General features: G+C 70.8%; 10 protein-coding genes and 1 pseudogene. 8 read left to right on the plus strand and 3 right to left on the minus strand.

Going from position 1 to position 9,485, the window contains the following annotated elements; genetic code table 11:
* Window positions 1-354 (plus strand): annotated as a pseudogene (locus VNM44_RS16500) (glycosyl transferase); the annotation flags it as partial.
* A gap of 20 nt (window positions 355-374) precedes the next feature.
* On the opposite strand, the gene VNM44_RS16505 reads toward VNM44_RS16500, so the two are convergent.
* Window positions 375-1,757: a hypothetical protein gene (locus tag VNM44_RS16505; RefSeq protein WP_325627312.1), complete on the minus strand. Its 1,383-nt coding sequence runs from the start codon at window positions 1,755-1,757 to the stop codon at window positions 375-377.
* Complete coding sequence (locus tag VNM44_RS16510; RefSeq protein ID WP_325627314.1) at window positions 1,754-2,239, minus strand: hypothetical protein; 486 nt, start codon at window positions 2,237-2,239, stop codon at window positions 1,754-1,756. The genes VNM44_RS16505 and VNM44_RS16510 overlap by 4 nt, the downstream gene beginning before the upstream one ends.
* Window positions 2,240-2,367: 128 nt before the next feature.
* On the opposite strand from VNM44_RS16510, the gene VNM44_RS16515 reads away from it, so the two are divergent.
* The 5 genes from VNM44_RS16515 to VNM44_RS16535 are packed head-to-tail and all read left to right on the plus strand — an operon-like array spanning window position 2,368 to window position 6,938.
* Window positions 2,368-2,772, plus strand: a complete 405-nt coding sequence (locus VNM44_RS16515; protein WP_325627316.1) for a hypothetical protein — start codon at window positions 2,368-2,370, stop codon at window positions 2,770-2,772.
* Window positions 2,769-4,145, plus strand: coding sequence for a hypothetical protein (locus tag VNM44_RS16520; RefSeq protein ID WP_325627318.1), 1,377 nt, complete (start codon window positions 2,769-2,771; stop codon window positions 4,143-4,145). The genes VNM44_RS16515 and VNM44_RS16520 overlap by 4 nt, the downstream gene beginning before the upstream one ends.
* Entirely contained in the window at window positions 4,142-4,516 is a 375-nt protein-coding gene (locus VNM44_RS16525) for a hypothetical protein (RefSeq protein ID WP_325627320.1), read from the plus strand. The genes VNM44_RS16520 and VNM44_RS16525 overlap by 4 nt, the downstream gene beginning before the upstream one ends.
* Before the next feature lie 26 nt (window positions 4,517-4,542).
* On the plus strand, window positions 4,543-5,910 hold the full coding sequence (locus VNM44_RS16530; RefSeq protein ID WP_325627322.1) for an O-antigen ligase family protein: 1,368 nt from the start codon (window positions 4,543-4,545) through the stop codon (window positions 5,908-5,910).
* Window positions 5,907-6,938: a glycosyltransferase family 4 protein gene (locus VNM44_RS16535; protein WP_325627324.1), complete on the plus strand. Its 1,032-nt coding sequence runs from the start codon at window positions 5,907-5,909 to the stop codon at window positions 6,936-6,938. The genes VNM44_RS16530 and VNM44_RS16535 overlap by 4 nt, the downstream gene beginning before the upstream one ends.
* Here VNM44_RS16535 and VNM44_RS16540 read toward each other — a convergent pair.
* Window positions 6,907-7,575, minus strand: a complete 669-nt coding sequence (locus tag VNM44_RS16540; protein WP_414652993.1) for a glycosyltransferase family 2 protein — start codon at window positions 7,573-7,575, stop codon at window positions 6,907-6,909. The two genes, VNM44_RS16535 and VNM44_RS16540, sit on opposite strands and share 32 nt — an antisense overlap.
* Window positions 7,576-7,683: 108 nt before the next feature.
* Between VNM44_RS16540 and VNM44_RS16545 the strand changes: the two genes are divergently transcribed.
* The gene (locus VNM44_RS16545) at window positions 7,684-8,781 is read left to right on the plus strand and encodes an N-acetylneuraminate synthase family protein (RefSeq protein WP_325627328.1); all 1,098 of its coding nucleotides are present in this window, start codon (window positions 7,684-7,686) and stop codon (window positions 8,779-8,781) included.
* Window positions 8,778-9,485, plus strand: a 708-nt coding sequence (locus VNM44_RS16550) for an SDR family NAD(P)-dependent oxidoreductase (protein ID WP_325627330.1), incomplete at its 3' end; no start/stop codon positions are given. The genes VNM44_RS16545 and VNM44_RS16550, both read left to right, overlap by 4 nt.

Consider the following 9,485-nt stretch of genomic DNA (forward strand, 5'->3'; position numbering starts at 1 on the left):
GCGCTCCAGCGCGACTCCGAGGCGCTCCTCCTGCTGATCCCCGAGGCGGGCGGCCGCGGGAAGGGCGTCCTCTCGGGAAAGGTCTTCGAGTACGTCGCGGTCGGCCGGCCGATCCTGGCGGCCGTCCCGCCCGACGGCGCCGCGGCGGAGCTGATCCGCGAGACGGGCGCCGGCGTCGTGGCCTCGCCGGACGACCCGGGCGCGATCGGCACCGCCCTCGCGGAGCTTCACGCACGGTGGCGCGACGACGGGCTCCCGGACGTCGAGCTCTCGCCGGAATGGCGCGACCGTCTCTCCCGGCGGACGCGCGTCGAGGAGATGGCCGCGCTCCTTCGAGAGGTTGCGGCGTCCTAGCGACCGAGCGCGGCGTGGTGTCAGCGTTGCCGCTCGGTACCGTCTCCGCCGCGCCAGGCCGCGTCCAGAAGCAACGGCACGAGCCCGGCGGACAGCATGACCAGGGAGTTGCACAGGCGCACGATCGGATTCACGCCCTCGTCCTGCACGAACGGAAGCTCGAGCTCGGTGAAGGACCAGAGCACCCATACGAAGCCCGCTGCGGAAAGGCCGTAGACGAGAGCTGCATAGGTGGGCAGCACCCGTGCCCCGCCCGCGAACGCGAGAAGGACGGCAATCGTCGCGAGGGGAGGCACGAGGAGCCACAGCTCGAAGTCGACAAGAATGCGCACGACCGACTCCACGGCCGGCCATGGGCGGTCGAGATGCCGGAACAGGCCGAGAAACCCGCTGGTCGGCAGCTCGCCCGACAGGTTGCGCGCGGTAAACCAGATTCGCCAGGGCAGGGCGAGGGCGAGGGCGCAGCCCCCAGCGAGGACGATTCGTGGCCACGCCGCACGACGCGTGCCCCATGAGGCCGCAAGGGCGCCGAGCACGACGCATGCCGCGAGCAGCTGGCCCTCCCGTTTCGTCAGCATCGCGCCGGCGAGGAACAGGGATGCGGTACACAGGGTCCACGTCTGCCGCTCGACGAGCCAGAGAGCGACCAGCAACGCGGCCAGCGCGAAGAGGTAGTCGAGGAGGAAGTCGGCCTGCGGTTCGAGGGCGCGCGCGACGACACGCGGGGCGACGAGCACGAGCAGCAGAACCGGCCAGAGCAGCGCCGTGTGGACACGCGGTGCGAGCAGACCCGCGACGGCCGCGACGAAGCCCGTGAGGAAGAACCAGAACTGGACGTGCAACGTGACGACGTCGGGCGAGCCCATCGCGTGGAAAGCCGCAGCTTCGAGCGACGGCACGAGCGGCGGATAGGTCGGGTTCGGGAGGTCGCGGAAGAACCGCTCGTCGAGCCCGCCGCGGAAGTAGATGGCCTGGGCCTTGGGGATCCAGAAAGCCCAGCCGTCGTAGTTCGACAGTGCCGCCAGACGCCCTGCCCTGAAGAGCGCCTCGGCGTACACGACCACGAGGGCGCCATACGCCGCCGCGACGAGGCCGAGCCCGTCCGAGCCTCCTCCGCGGAGCGGCACGCGTCCGCGCCCCAGTCTCCGTCCAAGGACGAGGCCCGCGACGATCAGCCCGAGGCACGTGAGCGCGATCGTCGGCGTCCCGAACGGCACCCCGAGGACCAGCTCGATCGAGAGCGCAACCCCCAGAGCTACGACGCCGATCATGTAGGCGAGCCCCGCGAGCCGCGCAAGCTCCACCCACGACCGGAGCCCGCGCACGCCCCAGAGCAGACAGGCGCCCGTCGTCAGCACGACCGCGTTCCCGATCGCAAGTCCGAGCAGGGCGCGCACGGTCATCCGGACAGCCGACCCACCGTGATCCCGGCGTCGTTCTTCCAGACCACCTCGAGCCGGCTGCCGAGGCCCGCGAGATCACAGCCGTAGCAGAGCACCCAGGAGGCGTCCGGATCCGGACGTCGCGGCATCAGGAAGTATCGAACGAAGTTCCGGAGATCCGCTGCGTCCGTCGGCACGAGCAGGCGGTAGCTCGCACTGTCCGGAATCCACCCGCGTGCCTCGGTCAGCGCCTGCTTGTCGACGCCGAGGGAGTTGCCGCCGCCGAACGCGCGGTCGTCATAGTTCGCCGCGGCGTTCTTGCTCGCCTCGTCGCCGAGCCGATCCACGGCTCGCACGAAGTAGACGAGCCCCAGCGCGACCGTGACGGCGAGCCACGCGACCACCCCGAGCCTGACGAGCCCATGGGGCCACTTCGTCCGCGGATCGACGCGGCCGAGCGGCCTTCGGATGGGAGCGACCCGGTCCGACCGAGGCGGAGCCAAGGAGACAGGATACGACCGTCAGGCACGACGATCCCGGCCTCGACGGGTCCTTCGTCTAGCCTCCGCCGATCGACGACGTGTTTCGACGATGGTTCTCGGCCGGCATCGCCACGCGACGGCTCGTAGTCTTGTTCTGCGCCGCGGTCCTTCTCGTCGCGCTCGCGGTGCGGTACCCGGACGCGTTCCACGATGCGAACGAGACCGCCCGCGCGAACGCGGCGCTCGATCAGGTCGACCGCGCAGTCGGCGCTGGAAACTCCGTGTTCCCCGACCAGGCGCTGCTCGTCGAGGCCCGCGGCCTGATCCCGCCCGACGAGAGCTTCGCGGTCGCGGTGGGCCCGCCGCAGCCAGGTTGGACGGATCTCACGGCCAACGGGGCCGACCTCTTCCTACGCTCGTTCCTCCTCCCACGCCGGCTCGATCCCGAAGCCCGCTGGATCGTGTGCGTCGGCTGCGACCGCAACGACTACCCCGGCGCGGACGCAGTCTGGGAAGGCGAGGACGGCCTCTCTGTGCTGCGGCGGGAGTCGTGACCGTGCGTGCGATCCTCGGTCTCGCCGCGCTGAACGGGGCGTACGCGGTGCTGGGCGTCGCGCTTCTCTGGGCGATCCGCGGGTTGCCGCGCTGGACGGACGTCCTCCGCCTCGCGGGCCTTGGCTACCTCCTCGGCGTCGCGGCGTTCGGGGTGGTCTGGACGCAGCTCCTGGTCGTCGGCGTGCCGCTCGGTGGGTGGGGAGTCGTGCTCTCCCTCGCCTGCGGCACCGCCGCTGCGGCCTTCGCGGCCGTGCTTCTCGGTCGGCAGCGCCCGCGGGGGTTCGGCGACCCCGAGCGGCACGCGTCGCCCTTCGCGGTGCTCGTGACCGCGGCCGGCGTCTCGCTGTCCGGGCTGCTCCTCGAAGCGCTCTTCCGCTCGGCCCGCCTGCAGGGCCTGCAGGCCTACGACGCATGGGCGTTCTGGGTGCCGAAGGGGAAGGCGATCTACTTCTTCGGAGGGCTGGACGAGCAGGTCTTCACGACCTTCCCGGGGCCCACGTACCCGCCCCTCGTCCCGATCCTCGATGCGGCTTCCTTCCACGCGATGGGCGGCGCCGACACGATCACGTTCCATCTGCAGTTCTGGTTCTTCGTCCTCGGCGCGGTCGCGGCGATTGCGGGCCTTCTCTACCGGCACGTGTCCGCATGGCTTCTCTGGCCGGCGCTCCTCCTCGTCCTCACCGTTCCGCGCGTGGCCTCGCACCTGCTCGTCCCGCAGGCGGACGTGCTCGTCGACATCTTCTTCGTCGTCGGCGCTCTCCTCGTCGCCCTCTGGGTCCGAGACGGACGCGGCTGGCGCCTCGCCGGCGCCGCCGCGGTGTTCGCGGGTGCGAGCGTGACGAAGCGCGAGGGCCTCCTGTTTGCCGCCGCTGCCCTCGTCGTCGCGCTGGCTGCGTCGTTCGGTCGTCGCCGAGTCGCCTGGCCTTCCCTCGTCGCGGTCGGGGCGCTCGTCGCGGTCGCCGCGATCCCGTGGCGGCTCTGGTACCGGAGCCACGGGCTCGGCGGCGAGGCGCCCTCCGACGCGGTTCTCGGCGGCTCCCTCGACCGGGTCCTCGATTCGCTGCGGCTCTCGGCCGACGCGTTCTTCGATACGACGCTCTGGTCGGTCGTGCCCGTCGTCGCGCTCATCGCAGTCGGCGCCGCCCTCGTCTGGGGCGACCGGCGACTCGGCGCCTTCGTCGCGGCCTTGCTCGGGCTCGTTTTCCTCGGTGGCGCCTGGGTGACCTACTCGTACCGTGACATCCCGATAACCGCGAACGAGTCGGTCAACCCGATCGTGCGCTACACAGGAGCCCTCGTGCTGCTCGCGGCCGTGACCATGCCTCTGCTACTCACGTCGGTGTGGCGAAGTCGGACGGAGGAGCCCCCGTGACGCGATCGAAGGCCCGCCTCGCGGCCGCGGCGATCGTCGCCGTGCCGCTCCTGGGCTACCCCGCGCTCGTCCTCGCAGGGGGCGGCGCGAAGTTTCCCTCCCCCGACGACTGCGTCCATGTCGCGAAGCCCGGAGAGTCGGGCGACCTCGACCTCGTCTTCGGCCGGCGCGACACGCCTGCGGAGGCGAACCGGCTCCTCGAGCAGGTCAGGGGCGTCGGTTACGTCGACGCCCAGGTGCAGGCGGACGGCTGCCTGCGGTGGAAAGTCGTGTACACGGGCATCGAGTCGTACGAGCAGGGCGCGAGCTCTCGCGCGGAGGCGCGCGGTGCGGGGCTCGACGCGGAGCTCGAGATCGAGCGGCCCGGCTGAGAACTCGATCCCTACGATTCGCCTCCGTGACCGCGATCGCCGTCGACCGTCCACGCGTGGCCGTGGATCGCGCACCGTTCGTCGAGGGCCTGTTCTTCGCGACGGTGTTCACCGTCACGTTCGCGAAGCTCCAGTGGGAGGTGGCGGGCACGATGTCGTTCTCGGACGTCGTGACGGCGGTGTTCCTCGTCGCGTTCCTCGTCCACCGCCTCGAGCGCTTCGACGGGACGATGCCGCGGGCTGCCGTCGTGACGATGGCCTTCTTCGCCGCCTTCCTTCTCGTGTACCTGATCGGGTGGTTCAACCTCGAGACGGCCGAGTCGCTCGCGCAGTGGGCGAAGGGGATGATCAAGTTCCTCCTCCACTTCCTCTTCCTGATCGCGGGCGTCGCGCTGATCGCGCGACGTGGGTTGCGCTTCTACTGGCTCACGCTCGCTGCGTTCGTCGGCGGCATCGCGGCGAACGGCGCGTACGGCCTCGCGCAGCTCGCCGTTGCCGAGACCACCGGCGGCAACCTCGACGAGGCATGGCTCCAGCCGATCACCGGCGGCGCGAGCAAGATCAACATCTTCGGCGCGATCGAGGGGTCCTTCGTGTACCGCGTGAACGCTCTCACGGGCGACCCGAACCACCTCGGAATCGAGATCGCCGCTGCGATCGTCCTGCTGCTGCCGCTCTACCTCAGGCTCGAGCGGGGCCACCGGTACCGCGTGCCGCTCGCACTGCTGCTCGCCTTCCTCACGATCGTCGACCTGGCCACGCTGTCGCGCAGCGGCCTGCTCGGTCTCGGATGCGGGTTCCTCGTCCTCGCCGTGCCGTACCGCCGGCTGCTGCTCCGGCCGATGTTCCTCGTCCCGTTCGGGCTGCTCCTCGCTGGGCTTCTCGTCTTCGTCTCACGGCGCGCGAACTTTTTCGAGCAGGTGCTCAGCTCGCGGCTCTCGACCGAGGGGCGGGGCGCCGACACGCACTTCATCGTCTACTCCTTCATCCCCGACGTCCTCTCGCAGAACCCGCTCTTCGGCCTCGGCCTCAACACGTTCTCGGTCTACTACGAGTTCCAGACCGGGAAGACGAACTTCGGCCCGCACTCGTTCTACGTGGCGTCGTTCGTCGAGTACGGGCTCGTCGGGACGCTCGTCTTCGCCGCGTTCATCGTCTACCTCTTCCGCCGGGCGGGCCTGACGCGTCGCATGGGCCGTGCACTCGCCGCTGCCGGCGACCCGCTCGCGGCGCGCATCCGTCCTCTGGGGTGGGGGCTCGCGGCGGCGCTCGTCTCGACGATGGTCTCGAACGTCTTCTACCTGACGATGTCCTTCTACTACTTCTACGTGCTCGCGCTGCTCGCGATCGCCGCCCCGGCCGCGGTCGCGCACCACCTGGCCGACCGCGAGTGAAGGTCTGCGTCCTCACGACGTCGTACCCGCGCGACGCGGACGACGTGGCGGGGAACTTCGTGCGCGATGCCGTCGAGGCGCTCCGGGAAGCGGGCGTCGAGGTGCGCATCGTCTCGCCCGCGAGCTTTCGTCACTACGGGATCGCCTACGGGGACGGGATCGTCAACAACCTCCGGCGCGCACCGTGGAAGCTGCTGCTCGTGCCGCTGTTCCTGCTCTCGTTCGCCCTGGCCGGCCGCCGGGCGAGCCGCGACGCCGACGTCGTGCACGCCCACTGGCTGCCGTCGGCCCTTCCGGCGATCGCGACGGGAAAGCCGATCGTGCTCCAGCTCTGGGGCTCGGACGTCGCGCTCGCTCGGCGCGTGCGGCCGCTCGCCGGGTGGCTCGTACGGCGGGCGCAAGTCGTCGTCTGCGCCTCGAACGCCCTTGCGGACGACGCCCACGGCCTCGGTGCGCATGACGTTCGAGTGATCCCGAGCGGCATCGCGATCCCCGACGTCGTGGGCGAGCCGGAGGACCCGCCGCACGTGCTCTACGTCGGGCGGCTCTCCGAGGAGAAGGGCGTGCGCGAGCTCGCCCGGGCGGCGGACGGCCTCCCGCTCGTCGTCGTCGGGGACGGCCCGCTGCGCTCGCTCTTCCCCCAGGCGGTCGGCTTCGTCCCGCCGCATGCGCTCGGCCCGTGGTACGAGCGGGCGGCGATGGTCGTCGTCCCGTCACGCCGCGAGGGGTACGGCGTCGCGGCACGCGAGGCGATGGCGTACGGCCGGCCTGTCGTCGCGTCGGCGGTCGGCGGCCTTCTCGACGCCGTCGAGGACGGCATCACCGGCGTCCTCGTGCCTCCCGATGACGTGACCGCTCTGCGGACGGCGATGGAGGGCCTCCTCGCGGACCGCGGTCGTCGGCTCACGCTCGGCACGGCTGCAAGGCAGCGCGCCGTGGCCACGCTGAGCCGGGACGTGAGCGCGGCGCGCCTGCGCGAGGCGCTCACGGACGCGGTCAGTCCGCGCGGCAGCGCAGGAGCGTCCTGAGCACCCGGACGCCGTCGAGCGCGGTCAGCTTCTTGCCCTCCTCCCGCGAGCGAGCGGTGTAGGAGATGGGCACCTCGTAGATCCGCTCGCCGGAGCGCAGGACGCGTGCCGCGATCTCCGGCTCGATGGAGAACCCACGTTCCCGCAGGCGGAGCGAGCGGAACAGCTCGGTCGACATCGCCTTGTGACAGGTCATGACGTCCGAGATCCAGCAGTTGTAGATCAGGTTCGTCGCGAACGTGACGCCCTTGTTGCCCATCACGTACCAGAAGCTGTACGACGAATGACTCGCCCACGAGCGGGTGCCGAACACCACGCGCGCCTCACCCGTGAGCAGCGGCTGGAGCAGCGGCCCGAGGTCGGAGGCCCGGTACTCGAGATCGGCGTCGAGGACCGCGGACCAGATGCCCGTCGCGTGCTGGAGCCCCGTCTGGAGAGCCGCGCCCTTCCCGCGGTTCCTGTCGTGGAGGACGAGCGTCACGTTTTCCGGCCACGTGGTGCTCGTGAGCAGCTCGCGCGTCCCGTCACGCGAGCCGTCGTCGATCAGGACCAGCTGTCGGGCCTCGACGGGCAGCTCCGCCGAGAGCGCGTCCTCGATCGCGCGCTCGACCGTCGCCAGCTCGTTGTAGACGGGCATCAGGATCGACAGCGTGTCCGCCACGGGCGGCACCTTATCCGTGGCCTCGGAGCGCACCAGCACAGTGTCGGCACCGGCCGTCGCGGACCTGAGGGGTACGATCGCGCGGTGCGCGAGCTGGTCATCGACGGGCGGCGGATCGCCGACGACAGCGACTGCTTCGTGATCGCGGAGATCGGCCACAACCATCAGGGGAGCGTCGAGCGGGCACAGGAGCTCTTCGTGCTCGCGAAGCAGTGCGGCGTCGACGCCGTCAAGCTCCAGAAGCGCGACAACCGGAGCCTCTTCACCCGGAAGCTCTATGACACCCCGTACGACAACGAGAACAGCTTCGGCGCGACCTACGGGGCGCATCGCGAGGCGCTCGAGCTCGACGCAGCCTCGTACGCGGAGCTGCAGGCCTGCGCCCGTGAGCTCGGGCTCGTCTTCTTCGCGACGGCCTTCGACGAGGCGAGCGCCGACCTGCTCGAGGAGCTCGACCTTCCCGCGTACAAGATCGCCTCGGGCGACCTCCGCAACACGCCGCTCCTCCGTCACGTCGCGTCGTTCGGCAAACCGCTGATCGTCTCGACCGGTGGCGCAACGCTCGAGGATGTCGACCGTGCCGTCGAGACCGTCACGGCGATCAACCCGCAGCTCTGCCTGCTCCAGTGCACGGCCGCGTACCCGGCCGCGGTCGAGGAGCTCGAGCTCGGCGTCATCACGACGTACCGGGAGCGCTACCCCGAGCTCGTCGTCGGTCTCTCCGACCACCAGGACGGGATCGCGATGGCCCCCGTCGCGTACATGCTCGGCGCGCGGGTGATCGAGAAGCACTTCACTTCGAGCCACACGGCGAAGGGCACCGACCACGCGTTCTCGCTGATGCCCGAGGGCATGCGGAAGCTCGTGCGCGACCTGCGGCGCGTTCCCCTCGCGGTCGGCGACGGCGTCAAGCGGCCGCTCGCGAGCGAGGCGAAGCCGCTCCAGAAGATGGGCAAGCAGCTCGTCGCGTCCCGCGATCTCCCGCTCGGTCACGTTCTCGATACGGGAGACCTGGTCGCAAAGTCGCCCGCGGAGGGAGGCCTGCCGCCCTACGCGCTCGACGAGCTGCTCGGGCAGACGCTGGTTCGCCCGCTCTCCGAGGACGAGCCGATCCGCGCCGTCGACGTCTCGGCCGCCGTCACGGACGGCGTGGCCGAAGCGGCGTCCACGACGGCGTCGTGAGCGACCACCTGTTCGACCTCGCCGGCCGTGTCGCCGTCGTCACGGGCGGGATGGGGCAGCTCGGGGCCGAGCTCGCCGTCGCGCTCGCGGCTCGAGGGATGCGCGTCGCGATCCTCGACGTCGAGACGGAGCCGCGCGCCGGTGCGGCCGGCCTCCGAACGGCCCTCGACGACGGGACGATTCGCGTGCGCGAGTGCGATGTGACCGACCGAGGGCAGGTCGAGGCGGCGCTCGCGCTCGTCGAGGTCGATTGGGGCGTTCCCGACCTGCTCGTGAACGCCGCGGCGATCGACTCGCCGCCAGACGCCCAGGCGGCCGAGGTCGGGCCGTTCGAGGACGTCCCGCTCGACTCGCTCGAGCGGGTCGTTCACGTCAACGTCCTCGGCGTCGTCGTGCCTTGTCAGGTGGTCGGCGGCGCGATGGCGCGGGAGGGTCGCGGATCGATCGTGAACGTGGGCTCGGTCTACGGGCTGCTCTCGCCGGACCAGGGCCTCTACGACTTCCGCCGTGAGGCGGGGGAGACGTTCTTCAAGCCTGTCGCGTACTCCGTCTCGAAGTCCGCGCTCCTCAACCTCACGCGGTACCTCGCGACCTACTGGGGTCGGAGCGGCGTCCGCGTCAACACGCTGACACCCCACGGGATCGAGAACGGACAGCCGGCGCCCTTCGTCGACGCGTTCGCGGCGCGCTCCCCGCTCGGCCGG

Source organism: Gaiella sp. (genome assembly GCF_035558935.1).
Classification (GTDB): Bacteria; Actinomycetota; Thermoleophilia; order Gaiellales; family Gaiellaceae; genus Gaiella.